This is a genomic window from Actinophytocola sp., assembly GCF_036002505.1.
Taxonomy (GTDB): domain Bacteria; phylum Actinomycetota; class Actinomycetes; order Mycobacteriales; family Pseudonocardiaceae; genus DASYTH01.
The window spans coordinates 17118-36362 of record NZ_DASYTH010000403.1 but is presented as its reverse complement, the minus strand read 5'-3'; the positions used below and the strand labels follow the sequence as shown (position 1 = coordinate 36362).

2 protein-coding genes and 1 pseudogene are annotated in these 19245 nt (G+C 70.3%); all 3 read right to left on the bottom strand.

What is annotated here, in order from left to right:
* A pseudogene (locus VGR06_RS35140) lies at positions 1-10327 on the bottom strand (hypothetical protein); the annotation flags it as partial.
* 284 nt (positions 10328-10611) lie between these two features.
* Positions 10612-11730 (bottom strand): hypothetical protein, encoded by a 1119-nt coding sequence (locus VGR06_RS35135; RefSeq protein WP_327563512.1) that lies wholly within the window; start codon positions 11728-11730, stop codon positions 10612-10614.
* Positions 11731-11835: 105 nt separating this feature from the next.
* Positions 11836-19245, bottom strand: a complete 7410-nt coding sequence (locus tag VGR06_RS35130) for a hypothetical protein (RefSeq protein WP_327563511.1) — start codon at positions 19243-19245, stop codon at positions 11836-11838.

The window sequence follows — 19245 nt, the reverse complement described above, 5'->3', positions numbered from 1 at the left end:
GCACCACCGAGATGGCCCTGGTCGGCGCGGTCAACCCGGCACCGCCCCGGGCGGCACGCTGCAACAACGGACGGGGATGACTCAACCCGTCCACGAAACAGCTCACCAACTCTATCTTGAGGTCTTTCGGGAAGCCCTGCTGTGCCTCGAGGAACTGCTTGACCTTGCGATAGGTGAACTCCCGGACGCCATCACCGTCCGGCACCAGCAGCAACCCCTTCGCCCCGAGCCCCATCGCCAGCACGGACTTGGCCGGTTTTCCGTCCGTCGCCTCGGTCAACCGGTGCTCTACTATCCGATTGAACGCCTCCTCCTGCTTGGCGGTCGCCTTGAACAGGACGTGGAAGCCGCCCGGGACCTCACCGTTGTTGTCGACGATGGTGGAATTTTCCTGGAGGAATCGCATCTCGTCGGCGGTGAGATCGCCCTCCAGCGCCTCGGCGGCCGGCGACCACCGGTAGCGGATCTCCGTTTCCCGCTGTCCGGCCCTGGTCACGAAATCGGAGAGCGTCTCCCCCTCCCGGTCAAGCATGCTCCGGGCAGCCCCTACCAGACTGCTCACGAACCTGCCGTTCGCAAACGTCTCCGCACAGACCAGCTCCACCTGCTCATAAATCTGTGTGATGTCGTCGACCAACCGGTCGAAGGCCGGCCGCAACGCGGTGGGCACGACCTGCCGCGCATTCCAGTCGCGAAGTCGACCGAGCACATCGGCCAACTCGGTCCTGAGATCACGCCAGCTCTCGCGCGTCTCGCTCAACGCGGGAACCATGTCGTCGAGCGCGCTGAGCCATCCTTCCTTCCGGTTCCGCGACGCCACGAAGTACGCGGCCACCGACGTGACCACATCGCTGCTCCCGACGCTGGTGAAGTCCGACGTCTGCAACAGGTCCCGCAGGCGGTCCAGCGGTTGGCCCTGCCACCATTCCGCGATCTCGCCCGAACGCTGTTCCTTATTCCACACCTCGTCGAACTGCGCGACCCCGCCGTCCAGAAGCGTCACCAGAGCCCTCGTCTGGAGCTCCTTGACGACGGCATTTCCTTCCATCACCAGAGCTTTCAGCAGCAGGACCACCTGGTCGTGTGGGTTCGCCCCGGCCGCTCTCCGGACCGCGAGGCCGGACAGGACGGCCACCTCACCCGCCAACACGTCCAACGCCACCAGCGATTCCCGCACCGCCACCCGGGCAGGCTCCGCGCCAGGTGATGAGCTGTTCACTGTCTCCTGCTGTTCCGCAAGCGTCCTGATGGCATCCTTGATCTTCGTCAGCGGCCGGCCGAGCTCAGCAGAACCGAGGGAAGGGCCGACAAGCTGCAACAGCTGGTCGACCCCCGCACTGAGTTCGCCGATCGCCTCGTCGAGCCAGTCCGGCCGCACCGAGTTCTCAGAACCATCAGACGACGAAGGCGCCGTTTCCTCCTCAGCTGCCTGCTGGTCAACCAGGATGGCGCGGTTCCCGAGCTCGACGTCGGAAAACGGAACCATCGTCACCTGCACCGGATAGCCCATCGCGTGGACAACCCTGTGGTTCCAGGCACCCTGGTCAGCGGGGTTCTCCCGAGAGAGCACCACCAACCGAACCCGCCGAACGCGGACGCCGAAGTCGTAAGCCTTCCGCTGGAACACCTGACCGAACTCTTCGGGACTCACCGGGGCGCCGTTGAGCAGGATTCCTCCGCCTATGACCTCGACGACTACCACCATGTCGTCTGGCGCACCGTCCGGAAAATCCGATTCAACGTTCAGCCGGCCGACGAATTCGCTGACCGCATCATCATTCGAGAACCAGATGACCTTACCGTCGGGGCTGACCTGACCGGAGTTCTCGATGCGATCAAAGCGCCCGCGCACGCCATTCGCCGTGCTTGCCATCATGGTCATGCGGTTTGCGACCCAGGTATCGTCAACACCGAAGTCAACTTGCTCCCGCGTTCTGATGGTGCTGTAGTAGTCCTGGGGTCGGGGGGCAACCCCCCGATGAGCCGCCGCCTCACCATCTCGCAGTATTACCGAACTGATCAGCAGATAGCTCTTCCGTTCTTCAGCCGAGGCGCTCAAGATCGTGGCCAACTGGTCCAACTTGGCTCTCAGATCCCAAAATTCTCCAGGCAGGTCCGGGTACTTCGCGAGCTCAGCTCGCGCCCGCCTCAGCCGCTCGATCGCTTCATCGAGATATACGACGTCAAGAGCCATCTTCTCAACTTCGGCCCCGAGGTGCCGAAGTTCAGGGAACCCGCCGACGTGAACGAAACGCCTGACGGCGTCGGTGAGTGACCGTTTCGCCGTCTCGGGCCCACGGATCTCTTCCACCAAGGGCAGCATGGCGCGAACTGGCGCACCAAAGTTCCACCACTCCAGAAATCTCCGTTTGTCTGTTTGACCCAGAAATCTCTTCGTCAGGGACCGGGATTCATGCCCGCTGCGCTCAACCGATTTCACCGCCGCAGTGAGGCTTGCCACCAGGTCCGTCAGCTCCCGTTCGCCGATATCCGTCTTGACAACCGGACTGCTGTCAGCGGACCAGGTCGTCAGCACCCGTCCCGCGCTGCCGGAAGCGGGATTCTGCGGGGTGGTCAGCGGGACGCGTGGCAACTCGGCGAACAGTTGCCCATATTTCTTCTTGGGCACCCTCCTGAGTCTTGAGTCCGCAAGACTAGCGAGCGAATACTCACCGGTCCTGGGATGGGGGATGTTGAACGCGTCACGAAATTCCTGACTGGACAGGAGCCCGTACAGGTCGCCACGAACCTCACGGCGAACGCCGGCGAGCCTGTCCGGGGTCAGCCCCAAAAGGCGCAGATGAAGCGGGTGCCCTTGAACCGCCGTAGCGATATGCTGTGAATAGTCTGTTTTGTGACGCTTCTGGCCGCTCAGCAACGCAACAGCCTCGGCCAGTTCCGAGATACTTCGGAGCTCTTTCCACGACTGGACGAGCGACGCCACCCGGAGAGCAAGCGGCCCCAGCATTGCATAGTGGTTCAGCGCCCGACTTGTCTGGCGGGCTTCGTCAGTGATTCCACTTGACAGGTGACCACGGAGAGCGTCGAGCAAATCATGGTGCAGAGCCGTATGACGGATCAGCCTTGTGGCGATGTCGAGCAATTTCGTGCCGTCCGGAAGGTCCCCCTCCAATTGCTTCCGTAGTTCGTCGCGAAATTCCTCGCGAACCGCCCCCACGTCATTCCGCAGCGCATCGGCCATGCGATTGACCGAGCCGAGGACGGAACCCACTGACGCGGAAGGATCGCCGAAGACCACTTGCATGTCTGCGAACCAGATCGGCGACCCCAGGCCCCTCGTCGCCACCCCGCCGGTCGTCGCGGCGACGGTCTGGTCGCCGGTCGAACCGTAAGCAGGCGGCGCGTCGCTCGGCCCCGCATCGGGATCGGCCGCGAGCATGTTGATCCGCGCCGGCGCGGGAGCCGTTACCCGAACGACCAGGAGCTGTGACAACACGATGTGCAGCCGCGGGGCGTCGAGGTGCAGGTCCTTCGCTATGTCCTTCAGCTCGTTCAGCTTGCCGGCCGAGAAATTATGGTCGTTCGACAGGTCCAGCAGATCGGTGCCGAGCTTCAGCCTTTTCGCCCGGTCCGGGAGAATGGCGTTGAGTTGTGCCCATATCCGCCAGAGCGTCGCCGTCAACTCCGTGACGGAAGGCCGCGGCGCGATGTCGGCCGACAGCATGTTGATCGCGTCGCCGATCCGCGACGCGGCGTCGTGCAGGAAACCGACCTCGACCGACAGCTCCGCCGTCGCCGACGCGAGATGACCGAGGGCGTCCTCGGTCCCCAGGTCGGCGAACTCGCGGAACGACTCGTCGAACCGCGGCACGGCGCTGGGCCGGGTCAACCAGCGCAGCGCGCCCTGCCCGTCCCGCAGCACATTGCCCAAATCCCACCATGACCGCAGCTCGGGCTTCATGCCCTCGTGGGCCAGGGCGATGACGTCGTCCAGGTTGTCGACCCACCCGGCGGTGACAGTCGGACGAACCTCCGCCGAGCTCGTTCGCGGCAACGGCTTGTCACGCTTCACCCAGGTGATCGTGACGGTGTCGCCCGCTGCGAACGAGTACTCGGGCGCGAAACTATGGTTTCCGGCGCTCGACCCGGCCAGCTTCCGGTAGAACTCGGTCCTTTCATCGCGAGCACGCGGAATGTGCAGGGTGAGGTTGTGGAGCGATGTGTGCAGGTGCTCCCCGACACGAAGAAGTGCGATGCCCTCCAGCAGACGAGAATGTTTCGCGAGGTCGTATTTCCGAGGCCATGAGAAGGCGGCGAGCTCGGGGCTCGTCAGAATCGACCTGAGGCTCTCGCTGATGTGCCCACCCCGGCGATCGAGCTGATCCGCGGTCGTGCCGAGCAGCTCGCCGAGCAGGGGGCTGTCCAGAATCATCTCGCTGGGCGACGTCAGCTTCCGCTCTGCTGACCTGGTCGGATCGTTCTGCGCGTCACCCACCTCGGCCGCCAGTTGCACCACCGCCCGGTGCGACTGCCAGGCCTGAACGTCCCGCAGCAGACGGCGCAGCATCCCGGGCACCGCTTCGATCGTGGTGATCTTGTCGATCATCTCATTTGCGGTCTCGAGCTCCTGGCTGCCGGAAGCTGCCGCCGACCTCAGCTCCTCGACCGTCCGCCTGATGTCGCTGATCCCGTCCGCGTGCCGGGCGGCGTGCTGGAGCACCGGCCGGGCCAGCTCCAACAGCCGCTCGGCATGGGGACTCCCGTTCTCCAACTGCCGGACGAGCTCGGCCATGAAGGCAGCTCGGGCCTTGCGGTACCCGGAGGAGTGCCAGTGGCGGCCAAGGGATTCCACCGCACCTTGGAAACCGACCGTGAACGCAGTCCCCCGAGGGGGTCCGGTGCCCGGTGCCGCCGACGGGCCGCCAGGGCGTTGATCCGGCAGAGGGCCCATGGGATTTCGGTTGACGCCGACAGGCCTCCTGCCGGAATCTTCGCCCTGGGACGGCCAGGCCCAGAAGTAGTCCGGATTCGCGACCTCGCCCAGGTCGGCCATGATCAGCGAGCGCACCGCGTCGTCCTCGTCGCGGACGCTGCCGTCCGGCAGGTAGAGCCGGTAGCGGCGCTGCGCGGCCGGGACCGGGGACCACTGCTTCCCGTCGGCGGAGAACGTGATGGGCAGCAGGTATCCCTGCACGGCGCCCAGCTGGCCGGGAAGGGGACGCATCAGGTTGGCCATCGAGAACGGCAGGCCGCGCACCGGCAGCACAGCACCCCGCGCGATGTCGTGCAGGACGCTCTCCGGGAGCGGGTGCCCGTGCGCCGCGCAGTCCACCGGTTTGATCACGCCCGGCCGCAGCCCGAGCAGTCGCAGCACCTCCGGCAGGACCTGGCCGTACCGGAACGCCTCGAGCCGCACCCCGGCCGCGACGTCGAGCAGCCGGCGGCCGTGCTGTGCCACCAGGACGTCGGTGTCGGGTCTGCCCTTGGCCAGGTCCTTGGCGCGTTGCTCGACCAGGCTCCGGAACGCGTCCTGGTCGCCCGGCACGGACTCGAAGACCACCGTCGCGGTGGCCCGGTCGACGGTGGCGAGCGGAGCGAGCAGCTTGGCGATCACGGTGTTCGCGGCGTCCCGGAAGCGGGCGCGCGCGTCCGCGTGCACGGTGCCGGTGCCGTTCAGGTGGTCGGCAACGGCCTCTTCGAGGGATTGCAAGGCGAGCAGCAGCTGGATCTGCCCGGGCCGGTCGAGCGGACGGCCGGGCCGCAGTGCGAGGTCTGCCTGCGCGTCGAGTTGCCGGAGCCGCTGGTAGGCGTCGGCAAGGCCGCGTGCCGCCACGCGCGACGATCCGGTGATCGCATCGGGTTCGGCGGGGTCGCTCATGCTCCGCGACATGCCGCTTCCGTCGGTGTCCGTCGCATCGGATGCCGACCGGTGGCCGGCCGCGACATAGGCCCGCCCCAGCCTCAGCACCGCGGCGACGGAGCCGGTGGCCGAGTCGCCGTGAAGGGCGGAGAGCCCGGCCGCCACGGCGTCGAGCTGCTCGAGCTGCTGCCCCAGCGCCGCCGCGGCGGCGCGCACCCGCGCCGGGTCCACCCGGCCCGGCCCGGTGAGCGCGGCGGCCAGCTTCATCGTCGCGCCGACCACCGCCCGCTGCCGTTCGCCGGCCAGCACCAGGTCGTAGCCGGAAGCCGGCGTCCGCAGCTCGTCCAGGCGGGCACCGAGCCGGTTGAGCTCCCTGGTCAGCTCCGCGAGCACGTGCGGCACGGGGAGGGCCACGATCTCGGGGGCACCGGAGACCTCGACGACGGGCCCCCGCCACTCCAGCGCCTCCCGGTCGACCGGCACACCGGCGCCGACCTCGAAGACGAGATCGGCCCGGCCCGGCACCCCGGGCCCGCTGCGGTCCAGGACGGCCAACGCCTCCGGGGGCACGGGGACCGGTTGCCGCAGCCGGAAAAGCACCCGGCTCAGCACCGCCGCGCCGGCGTCGATCCTTTCCCGGGCCCGGGCGACGTTCTGGCGGAACTCGTCGAGGTCGCCCCACTGGTCCCAGTCCTCCGCCGCGGCGGCCTGGCTCATCCGGCCGAGGGTCACCGACTCGAGCACGTCGAGCTCCAGGCGCAGATCCTCGATGTCCATGCCGAGCAGCGGCCCATCGCCGAGCAGGCCGGCCGCGGCGAACAGCGCGTCGCGCTCGGCGTCGCTCGTGGCGCTGTTGACCTGATCCACGAGCCGCATCAGCGCGTCGACCGACGCCAGCCCGGCCCGCGCCTCGGTCAGCGTGGACACGTCGGACACCGACCGCAACGCGCCCGCGACGTAGCGCCGCCCGAGCGTCAGCACCTCCTCGACCAGACCGTCGAGACCCAGACCGGACCGGGCCGCGTGCGCGGCCAGCTCGTTCAGCTGCCGTTCCAGCTCCGTGGCGGCGTCCCGCACGCCGCGCACCGCACCACCCTGCGCCGGCGCCGACGGCGGCGTGCCGGCGTGCCTGGCAAGGGCGGCGGCCAACCGCTGCGCCGCCGTCCGCACCCCGCGACGGCCCGCCGCCAGCTTCCGCAGATTCCACACCTCGGTGTCGCCGGCCGGATGCGGGCGCGGTGCCGGCAACGACTCCAGCTCGCTCTCGATCCGGCTGCCGAGGGCGTCGAGCTTCGCCACCCCCTCGGCCACCAGGTGCGGCGCGGACCACACGCCGGCCTCGACCAGGCCGAGGTCCAACCGAGCCAGCGCGGGGCCGCCGGCGCGGATCACCGCGCGCAGCTCGGCGACGGACTCCTGGAAGGCCGTCACCAGCGAGGGGTCCACCGGCCCGGCCACCCGGCCCAGGCGCGTGCGCCCCGCCGACTCGATCCGGTCCAGCTGCCCCAGCAACCCGTCGGCGTTCCTGGGCAGCCACACGGCCACCGAGCCGCTTTCCTCGAGCAGCGCCCGCCGGGCGGCGTCGGTCCGCGCCGCCGCGTAGTCGGTCGCCAGCTTCACCAGCCGCTCGATGCGATCCAGCTCGACGTAGGAGTCCCGCAACGCGTCGACGAGCGCCACCCGCGGTGGCGTCGGGTCGGAGACCTCCCGGACCGCCGACCCGGCGTAGACCAGGCCCATCTCCACCAGGTCGGTGATCTCCTGCATCCACACCCGGTACCCGGAGCCCTCGACGTAGAGCCGGGCCGCCCGGTCACGCAGCTCAGCCAGGATCGGCCTCAGCTTCGCGGCTTCCTCCCGCACCCGCGCCGGATCCGGCCGCCCACCCGGCCCGGCCAGCGCCACGCCCAGCCGCACCACCTGCTCCCGCACCAGCTGCAGTTGGCGCGCCAACCACTGGATGTCGGCGTGGTAGTGATTGTCGGCCGGGTTCGACCTCAGCAGCCTGGCCAAGAGCTGCTCGAGATCCACGAGCGTCTGCCGGCCCTGCCCGACCGGGTCCGGGATGAACCGCGCCGTGATCGTGACGCCGCCGGACGCCGGGTCGGCGGGTAGCTCCACGACCGCCCCGTGATCCTCGAGCCATTGCCGGTCCGCGGTGCTCAGCAGGCCCGTGACCGCGTAGCGGACCCCGCCGGCGGCCCCCTTCCCCGGCACCAGCCCGGCGATGGCCGGCCGCAGGTCGGCCCCGTAGGGGACGAAGGAGCTCAGCGTTCCCCGCAGGTAGTTGACCACCCGCTCGACCAGAGCGCCGCGGCGCTCGATCCGCTCCCTCAGCTCCGCCAGGCCCGCACCGTGATCCCCTTGGCGCAGCTGGATCTCCGCCAGCGAGTCGAGCAACTGCTCCGGGGTGGTCTCCGGCACCATCCCGAACAGGCTGCTGCCGATGACCAGCCTGGCCACCTCGCCCAGGTTCGTCGCCGTGGCCTGATCCGTCACCTCGCCCAGATCCGACACCTCGGCGATCCGGTCCACCAGGTCCGCCACCCCGCGGATCCGGTCCAGATCCCGAACCGAAGGATCCGCGGGCGGCACCGGCAGGGTCGCCCCGGCCGGCGCGGCGCCGTCCGCCACGGCCGAGCGAGGTGCCGGCGCCGGGGCTTGCGGGGCCGGGGTCTGCGCCGGGGTTTGCCGGGAGGGGGTTTCCCGGGTCGCCGGAAGGAGCATCGGCGGCGGCCCCGGAGAGTCCTCAGTGGACGGTGCGACCGGCACGGCCGTCAGGTTCGGCCCGGCCAGCCTCGGCAGGACCTCGTCGCGCCGGGCGGCGCGCCAGATGCCCGGCGCCGAGTTGACCGCCTCGGCGAGGTCCCGCACGTCCGTCGTGGCGTAGGACCTGCGGGACGAGTTCCTTCTGATCCGGTCCCAGCCGCCGGGCGCCGACACACCCTTCTTGTCCGCGACGACCGGGCCGTTCGGCACCAGCACCACACCGTCGACCGCCAGCCGGGACAGCACGTTCGCCAGCCCCGCGCTGACCTCCTCCGGCGTCGCCCCGGCGGGCGCCAGGACCAGCACCACCCTGGCACCGTCCGGGACCGAGGCCAGGTCGTCCCAGCTCTGCACGACCAGGCCGCCCTGCTGCTCCAGCACGCCCTGGGCCACCAGCGCCGGGTTCGGCATGTCCAATGTGGACAAGTTATCGGCGCCGGGCCCCCAGCCGAGCTCGGAGACCACGGTCGAGGCATCGTCGTCCACAAAGGACGCCGTGGCCGCATCGAAGGCGGTGGAGTCGTCGGACACCACCGAGGCCGCGTCGTCCGCGGACAGCGCCGGCGCGGGCTGGCCGGCCTGATCACCGATCTCGGCGATGGCGGCCGCGTCGCCGGTCGGCGGTGCGGGTGTGATGCTGGCGAAGTCCGGCGCCGGCAGCGCGCGCTCGGGCGCCGGCTCCAGCCGGAGTGGTGGTGCCTCGCCGGTCGGGCCTTCGATCAGACCGGTCTGACCACCGGTGCCCACCGGCGCCGGCAGCCCCTCGGGGCCCGGCACCCCACCGGCCTGCTGGGAGGCGTTGAGCCGGTCCAGATGCTCCTGGAACCTGGCGATGTCCGCCAACGGGTTGCCGGTGTGCGCCGAGCCGGGCGCGCCGTGGTACAGCAGGTTGTGGTTGACGTCGTGGGCACCGGTGTGGATCACCGTCTCGATGCCCCCCGCCGACAGCGCGGCCGGCTTGAACTGCCCCTCCAGCGCCAGCCCGGTCAGGCCCTCGTTGAGCCCGCCGCTGAGGCCCTGCAACAGGTACTTGTGCGCCAGCGGGCCCATTCCCGGCGCCCACTTGATCAGCTTCCCGGTCGCCTGCTCGAGCACGGACCCGAAACCGCCCGAGACCGCGCCCGCCTTGCCCGCGCTTTCGGTGAAGGTCTTCTCGTGGTGCGACAGCTTCCCGTCGAGGGCCAGAATTCCCTGCGTCCCGAAATTGATGAGCAGCTGGCTGTTCAGCTGCCCGGTCATCTGCGAGACCACGGTGGCAAGCTGCTTGCTGAACCGCTGCCGGTACACCCAGATGACCCACCTGCGAACGCTGATCCGCGCCATGACCTGAGCCGTCATCGGCGGGCACACCAGCGCCCACAGCAGCTCCTGCAGCATCTGGATGAGCTCCAGGATCAGGGAGATCTTCAGGTTCAACACGAGCACCAGGACGAACAGCAGCGCCATCGACATCTCGATCGCGCCCGACGACATCCGCTTGAACAGCTTCGGTCCGTCCGCATAGGACGCCAGCGCCGTGCGCAACTGCTTGGCGAACTCACCCCCCAAGCCGTCGCGCACCACCCTCTCCAGACGCTCCGCGGCCGTCTCCAGCCGCCCGATCTTGACGCCCCCGATCCTGGACAGCAGCGTGCTCAGGCGTTCCAGCTCGCCTCCCATGACCGCCGGAAACTTGTCGGCCGTCATCAACTCGAAGAACTTCTGGAGCTCCGGACTGGGATTGACATCGAAGATCACGACAACCGCCGATTGTTCAGGGGAGCCGCGGCGCTCGGCCGGTGGCAAGGTTGTGCCGGGGCACTAGGCTGTGTTTCCTAACTCGGGCAGGGCCGCCGATCGCCTTCGGCGATGGCCTCGGGTCGGGTTGCCGGGGTGGTTGCGGGCCGGTGGGTGGGCGTGTGTCGTAGGTGGTCCCTGGACGGTGCCTGCGGACAGGGCTCGTTCCTCACCCTGTCCTGGTCACCGTGTGGCGGCCGCCCTCGCCAAAGATTTGCGACCTCAGCGCACTTTCAAAACACGCGCTAGTCCCTGGCGCCGGGATCGTCCAGCGACCACACGACGTCCTCTTCGGGCGCCTGCAGGTAGGCCAGCGCCCGGTGCACGTCGACCGAGTCCAGCTCGGCGGGCGCCGGACCGGACCGGATGTGGTCGAGCAGATCGGCGTCCGGTGCCAGGTGGTATTCGGCGAGGTAGTACGCGACCGCGTCGGTCCAGATCCACCGGCCGTCGGTGCGGAAGTTCAGCGGCACCGCGTTGAAGCGCTCCGGTGACACCACGTCGTCCATTTTGGACATCGTGGACATGAGCATCAGGCCGGCGTCGAGATGGTCGAGGATCCGCCGCCGTTCCTCCGGATCACCGACCGTCGGGTGATCCGGGTCGAACGCCGGGCCGGTCACCGGATCCGCCCGGTCGAACACCCGGGCGAGCTGGATCTCCTGAACCGGAGCCGCCGCCCACACCAGCGCCGACCACATCCTGGCGTACTGGTGGTACGGCGGGATCTCCTCCCCCGACCGGTACACCTCCACCTGTGGCGGCACCGGGTCGAAGGCGGTCAGCGCGGACTGCGCCTCGGCGGCCAGCTCCGGCAGGCGATGGTCGGCGACCTCGGGACCGTTCGCCACCTCCACGAGGTAGATCCGCACCGGCGGGTCCCCGCCGATCGGGTCGAACCGCCACGTCCGCCACAGACCCTTCGCGCCCGGCACGCCGGACGCCAGCGCGATCATGGCCGAATCGGCCGCGTCGGGCCGGATCAGCGCCCGCGTGGCGGACGTCAGGTCCAGCGTCTGCATCAACGGCGGCGACCCCGCCGGCAGATCCGCCGGCCCCGTCGGGGAAAACTGGTGCACCGGCATCGGCGGCTCGTCGGACACCTCCAGGTCCTCCAGCGCGCCGGCGGCCGGGTGGTCCGTGAGCACCTCCCGCAGCAACGATGCCTGGGTGGCGCTGACCGACAAGCCCGCGACCTCCTCGGCCGCTTCGGCCACCGCCGCCACGGCGGCCACCACGTCGCCCGCGGCCAGCGACTTCCGTGCACGCACAACGACTTCCACCGGCAGCTGCCCGGCAAGCGCGAGCAGCAGACGGTGCAGCCCCGACTGCGGAGCCGTCACATCGGGAACGGCCTGGTTCATGAGTTCTCCCAGCCTCGTGAAGATGTGCCACTGGCCCGGGCACGTTCGGGCAAGCCGAGGAGTTCACGCCGGTCCGCACCGCCGGATCTTGTTGTTACCTGCTGGTTACACGGGGAAACGCGGGAGAAACCACTTCGAGTACTCGATGGCCTCCGGCGGATACCTGTCGGTGAACTCCTTCACCTTGGCCTCGGGCACGTTCGGGTCGACGACGAGGATCGCCCGGTCCGTTGTGGACGGCAGGTCGAGGATGCTCCCCATGGCCGGTCCGGGCCCGACGGCCAGCCTGAGCTTGCCGTCGACGACCTCCAGGTGGGTTCCCGCCGGTACCTTCACCTCGGCCAGCGTGGACGGCATCCTCGCCTGCTCGTTCTCCGGCAGCGCGGGGTCGTCGGTGGCCGCCAGGAACCGCTCCCGCCAGCCGAACATGCCCAGCTTCTTGATGTCGCTGAGAAGGAGCACGAACGTGACACCCGAGTGGACCAGCGTCCCGGTCGGGCCGCCGGACGGCCGGGTCTCCTGCTCCAGCACCGGCGTCAGCTTCGTCCCGGGTCGCTGGTCGAACTGCACCCGCAGATCGGTCACGTACTCCACGGCCAGCTCGACCGTCGCCGTCCGGTGGCCGTCCCCTTCGCCGGTCACGCCGGTGCGCGCCGCGGAGCTCACGTTGACCCCCGACGAGTCCGCCGGGGCCTGCAACAGCGGACCGGTGAAGATGCCCGGTGGCGGCGGCGCCGAATTGTCGCCCCAGTTCGGGGTTTCCCCCACCGTGCCGTTCGTGTCCACTCGCGACGCCTGCACCGACTGGTCGGCGGCGAGGTCGAGCACCAGGTGCTCGCGGTAGATCCGCCGCCCGTTCTGCGCCACCGGTTGCCCGGAGAACACCGCCTGCCACCCGAAGTCCCCCACCCGGTCGCGCTGGAACAACCCCGGCGCGCTGGACAGCGGGCCGGTGCTCGGCGGCTTTCCGGTCAACGCGACGCTCATCCACGCGGTCAGCGAGAGCTCGCGGTGCCGGGCCAGCTGCGCCGGGGTGGCACCGGTGTTGGCAAAGGCCCTCCAGATCGCGTCGCGCACGCCACCGTCTCCGGTTCCCACGTCGACGCCCTCGATCGCGGGCACGATCGACTTCGGCAGCCGCCACGGGCCGTCACCGGGCTTCTCCGGCAGTGTCGCGGGCAGCTTGTCGTACTTGGGGCTGGCCATCCCGAGGTTCCTCAGCTTCTCCTTCATCCCGGGAACCCCGGCCGAACGCTCCGATACCCGGAACGTCACGGCACCGTCCACTGTGACCGGGTCACCGGTCCATTCCGCCGCGCGCGCACCGCGCGCCACCGACACCGTCACCGTGTACTCGTGGTCGACCGTGTGCGGAACGAACGCCCCGGCCCCGATCTCCTCCGTGTACATGACCTGCAGCCGGCCCTCGTCGTGCTGATCGTTGCGCGCGTCGGTGCTGCCCACGGACAGGTTGCCGGAGGTGTTGGCGCCGGTCACCGGTGGTCCCTGGACATCGGCGGCGTCGGTGTCGCCGATGGTGCCGCCGTGCCGCTGCTGGGCGGACTCGAGTTCCGCCGTGCCGACGGTCGCGACGTTCACCAGGCCGATCGTGTACCCCGCCGGATGCGGCACGCCGCCCTTGCTCACGTTCGTGGCCTTCGGGTGGAACGACACCGTCACGACCGTTCCGTCGGCCTTCGGGAAACTGCGGTGCAGCCCGTTGTAGAGATCGGCGGTCTGGCCCTCGATCGAGTCCACCGACAGCAGCTCGGTCGCGGCCTCGCGCACCATGTCCCGCACGGACACCTCGTCGATCAGCTTGGTGGCGGCGGACGGAGCCGGCCCCAGCGAGTCCACCAGGCGCGACGCCAACCGCTCCAGCGAGGCCGGCTTGCCCCGGCCGGGGTCCGGCCGGTGCCAGTCCGACACCGCGTCCACCACTGCGCGCCCCGGCATGTGCGTCAGGGTGGCGGGCGGCTCGGTGCTCGCCGGTTCCTGCCGCGCGACCGGTGCGACCGGCGCCAACTCGTCCGCCACGTGCTCGGGAACGTTGATGGTCAGGTAGCCGGACACCGTGGTCGAGACCGGTTCGGCGAACGGGAACAGGTTGAGCCCCTTGGCCTTGACCGTTCCCTCGAACGTGATGTCCACCGCGACCTGCAGCAGCACCGTCGGGCCGGTGTACTTGTGCAGTGACACCATGGTCGTGTTGTACGAAGTGGACCTTCCGCTCCCCTTGCGCCGGCTCCAGCTGTACCCGCCCTGGCCCGTGCTCTTGTGGCCGCGGCCGGCGTCACCGGTCACCTGGGCCGTCGCCGACACGTCCGGCCCGGAGTCCGACTGGGCGGTGGCGGACATGCCGCCCGCGATTCCCCTGACCTTCATGAGGTGGTAGCCGTTCTGCGGGTCGTAGATCCGTTGCGGTGAGTGCACTCTCGCGCTGGCCCCCAGCTTGGCCACCAGGGTCGTGGTCGTTCCCGGCATCTCGAGCCGCAGCTTCCGGCCTCCCCACAGCCGGGCCGATCCGGCGCCGCTCACGACCGGCTGGAGGCTGCCGGGCAGCGCGTGCGGGGTCAGGTGCTTGAAGAGCTCGGTCCCGGCCGCACCGTTCAGCAGGGGCAGCACGTCGACGTCGTACCTCAGGCCGGTGTCGCCCAGCACGGTGACCTTCTTGGTCACCGGCCACCACCGGCCGGCGCCGGCGAGCCGGCGGCGCGGACTTGGCCAGTTGACGCGGTGACGATCCTTTCGGCTCACCTCGATCGCGGAGCTCAGCACGGTCTCGACCGCGAGCCTGATCTTGTCCTGCGGGATGTTCAGCCGGCCGAGCTCCGCGGGGCCGGTGAGGTTGACCGGCTGCCGGTGCTCGACCCGGCGGCGGTCGTTCAGGACCACCGTGGACTCATCGGGTCCGGCGAGATGGGTCAGCTGCACGGTATTCTCGTCGATGCCCGGCACGAGCAGCGTCGCGCCGCCGGGAGCGCTGACGGTCACCTCGCGCTCGTAGGTGCGTTCCTCGATCGGCTTGGCCACGGCGGACGGCGCGGTCGGCCGGTCGACCGCCGTGACCCGCACACTCCACCGGAGCTCGGCGGAAACCGAGTGCCACTCGAGCTTCTCGCTGCCGGTCTCCGTCGTGTGACCGCTGATCAGGGTTCGCGAACCGCCCAGGGACCGTGACGAGCTCCAGCCCCACGACGCGGCCAGCCGGGCGAACGCCGCCCGGACGCCGGCGAGCCCACCCGCGTTCGCGCCGGCCGCCAGTGCGACACCGATCCTGCCACCGGTTCCGACCGACCGGCCGCCGAACAGGGTGCGCGCACCACCCCTGCCGAACTCCTTGCCGGTGCCGGGAGTCACCTCGGTCTCGCCGCCACGCAGGGCGTCGACCTTGTCGCGGTTCGGGACGATGACGTGCGGTGTGATCTCCACCGTCACGAGCTTCGAACCTTCCAGCTCCACGACCCGCGGCTGGAGCTGCCCCGGCTTGTCGATGGCGCTGGTGAGCCGCCGCAGGTTCTCCGCCTGGCGCTCGGCGAGCCGGCGCCCGGCGGCCTTGGGCGGATCCACGGGCGCGTTGTCCGGCGGCACCAGGCTGGCGTCGAGGCTGCGCACCCGGGCGAGCGTGAAGTCGAGCAGCCCGGTCGTGTCGAGCTCGCGGACATCCTGGTACATCGGCTGGTGGGCCGCGGAGGGCGCCTCCTTGCCGGCCGTGGTGGAGCTCACCCAGGGAACCGTGGTCGGGCGGGTGTCCCGGCGCAGCGCGGGCAGCGGGAAACCGTGTGCCCTGGCGTCGGCGCGGGTGACCACGATCGTCACGTATCCGGTCGGTCCCTCGCTCAGCGCGGTGGAGTCGACGTCGGGCGCGCCGGTCAACCGGGCCGCCACGGACAGGGTGAACGGGATGCGGTAGAGCAGGTGATCCCCGAAGTTCCAGTCCTGGACCTCGCTGGCGGTGCTGACCGCATGCCCGGAGGTGTTGCCGGAACTGCGATCGACCGAAGCCGTGGGACCGATGTTGCCCTGGAAGTACGGGGTGTCCCCGCTGAGCGCGGGTCCCGCGGCGAAGGTCGGGCCTGCGGTGGCGGTGCCGCGCACGAACCGGGTGCTGCCCTTCGACTGGCTGGCGTCCACCTCCTCCCGGCCGGAATGACCGGACTTCCTGGTCGCCTGGTCGGTGATCAGCTCCGGGGTTCCCAGGCGGCTCTTGAGGACGAGGTGTCCGGAGATCGGTTTGTCCAACCGGTCCCGGCCGCTTCCCGGTCCGTGCGCTCCGGTCCTCGTGTGCAGCCCGGTGATCACCCGTCCGTTGCCCGTGATCTCCAGGAGGTGCTGGCGGATCGAGTCGGTGCCGAGCTCGGGGGCCCAGCGGGAGCGGGCCTTACCGCCCGGTTTGCCGAGCCCGGCGGGCAACAGGCCGGCGACCGTCTCGGGCAGGCCAGCCCGCAGCCTGACGTTGACCACCGCCGACTTGGGCGGGATGCGGAAGGCCTTTCCGCCGGGAGCTCCGCGCGTGGGTGGTGCGGCGAACACCAGCGCGTTGAGCAGCTGGACGGTGATGGCCTGCGCGGCCACCACGTTCCGCGGCGCGCTCGTCGTCGTCACGCCGGTCCGGGTGGCGACGGTGAGGGTGACGCCGGTGGGCCGGCCGTGCCAGAGCTGGGCCTGGGTGGGCAGCACGCCGATCGCCGGGACGCCGACGTCGGTGGTGGTCTGGAACCCGGAGCCGGCGGTCTGGGACCGGGTCGTCCGGATCCCGCCGCCGGCCGACACCGAGCCGGAGATCGTCGCCTTGACGTTGTCGGGCATGCCGGGCAGACCGGGTGTCATGCCGTTGAAGCCGACCGACGTGGCGATGCTCGAGCTGACCGTGCTCGTGTTGGCCGAGCGGCTCCCGGACCGGCCGACCCTGGTGAGCCGGGACCCCTCGTCCGCCGGCTCGCCGCCGGGGGCCTTCTGCAGCCGGAACGCGGAGGGACGCCGCGCATGGATCGTCACCACCGCCGCGTCCGGTCCGGTCCCGAGGTCGAGCACGATTCCGGTGCCGTCGAACAGGGCCTCCGCTCCGGTGACGCCCGGCACCCTGCCGGACAGCGCCTCCTCGCTCAGCCGCCTGTCCACCGCCGTGCTGACCGCGTCGGGATCGAGCGAGGGCAGCGCCCGCAGCACCTCGTCCCGCACCCACTCCGCGAGCTCGGAGCGTCCCCGGTAGTCCTTGACCTCCGCGAGTGGGCCACCGATCCCGCCGTGGTGCGAGAGGTAGCCGACGGGGACCTCACCGAGCGAGGCGATCGTGTTCCAGAGCTGGTGGTGCGCCCGGCGAGATCCCTGCTCGAGCTCCGACACGGCCGCTTTCACGGCGTCGCCGTCGGGATCGGCCCGCTTCAGCTGCTCCCGCAGGGCGTCGCTCTTTCGGTCGACCTCGTGCAGCACCGCGCTGAGCTGCCGCACGTCGGTCATGTCGAGGACGGCGCGCCTCTTGTCCCGTTTGCGCCGCGCGATCGCCTCGGCCAGCGGGGGTTCGCGGACGTAGTCGACGACCGCGCCGTACATCCCGGTCAGCTGGGCGATGCGCCCGCGCGCACCTGCGGTTGTCTTGGTCAGGAACTTGCGCATGACGAGGTCGGCCGGGTTCGTCTGCGTCCGGGCGTGGTCCTCCCAGTTGTGGAAACCGGTGCCGATCAGCTCGGGCTCTCCGCCGTCCTTCGGGTACCGGAAGATCTTTCCGTTCGGTGGCCACCGTGGCCGCTGGTCCGGGCCGATCTCGCTGGCCACCCACAGCCCCGCACCCTCGGGCCGGCCGGCGTCGATGATCCACATCGGACCGTGCCCACTGATCACGTCCCGGCCGAGCGCCTTCGCGGCGCCGCGGAGCGTGGCGTGCGCTTCCTTCTCGGGCAGGTGCTCGGTGACGCAGGACACGAGCTCGACGGTCCGGCCGTCGTGCTCGGGGCGGTTCAGCTCGGCGGCGAGCTTGGGCATGAGCTTGCGGAGCGACCGGTCGCGGTCGCCGTGCCGCGCCCGCCCGCCGAGCCCGTGCACCACGACCGGGACGGTTGCGTTGGCGGCGGCGATCGGGGCGTAGGCGTGCAGCGCGCGCCTGGTGTAGGCCAGCTCCCGGGCCAGCTCCTTGGGCGGGAGCGCCTGGTCGACCAGGATGATCCCGTCGGCGCTGTGCTCCGTCGGCCCGCTGAGGCCGGCTGAAGGCGGCACCGGCGCGAGCGGAGCCGGCGGGGGCGACGATGCGACCGGGCCGGCGCCGGCCACCTGACTGTCCTGTGTGGACATCGGCGCGGCGCCGTCGCTGCCCGCGAACGGGGGCTCGGCCACGGTTTGGGGATCACCGCCGGGTCCGCCGATCGCGGACCAGTCGGGTGAGCTGGTGCCGGGCTCGCCTGGGGGGATGGCGCCGTCGCTCGGGGTGTGCGGGGCGGTGCCGGTGGGAGGAGCGGGAGAAGCGGGAGAAGCCGGAGGTGCGGGGGCTTCGGCGAGGACGGGCGGGCCGGCCGGGGTCCGGGGTTGTGGGATCTCGTTGCGGTCCGGTGCGTTGCCCTTCGCCGCCTCCTCGGGGAACGACCGCACGGGTGCGCCATGATCGCGCGCGGTGCCGCCGCCGGGCGGCAGCGTCTGGAGCCGCGCGAGTGCCGCGTGCAGTGGCGTGCCCGGGCCGTACAGGCCGCCCTGCACCGTGGCGCCGGCGAGGTCCACCCCATGACCGAGCGCGCCGGACACGGCCGACATCCCGGAGAACGACGGTTTTCCGGAGAGCGCGCCCGAGGCGACGAACTCGGTGAGGCTCTCGTGGACCGCGCCCGTCGCCACACCCACCGCGTGCTGCCAGCCGGCGACCGCACGCGGCCCGGCCACGAGACGGCTGACGGGATGCAGCACGGTCCCGAGCCCGCCCCCGATGAAGCCGACCGCCGCGGCGCCCTCGACCAGCGACCGGTCGAGCACCTTGCGGTGCCCCCACCGCAGTTGCCACACCTGGGAGAGCAGGCTGTTCACGGACTGGCTGCCGGCCTGTTCCACGAGCGTGCGCAACACGGTGAACCACGCGCTCTTGAACACCGTGTACGCGACCTTCCGGGCGGCCAGGAAGATCGCGGACTGCCACCACAGACCGATGCCGAGTGCCAGGTTCAACAGCTCGATCAGCGTCTGGTACAGGTCGGCGATGATCGTGACCTTGAAGTACTCGACCAGCTCCCCCACCCGCTCGAGCACCGCGCCGCCCTGCGCGCAGAACGAGGAGATCCAGGTGAGGATGCCCGGCCGGGTCACATATCCGGACAGCACATTCCGCAGCGCCTCGCCCAGCGCTCCCTCGACCCCCGCGTCGGCGACCTGGAGCAGCGTGGTGGCGGCGCCGACCAGCACCGTCTCGACGCGATCCGCCAGCGCCGCCAGCAGCTTGCCGAGCGCGCCCAGGACGTCCTCGTTCGCGCTGAGAAACTCGTCGCCGGTGACAAACCACAGCAGGTATTTCGCGGCGTCCGAAATCGTGATGCACAC

Excerpts from the sequence above, each read along its gene's own strand:
- VGR06_RS35135 (WP_327563512.1), bottom strand. The coding sequence starts at position 11,730 with ATGAACCAGGCCGTTCCCGATGTGACGGCTCCGCAGTCGGGGCTGCAC.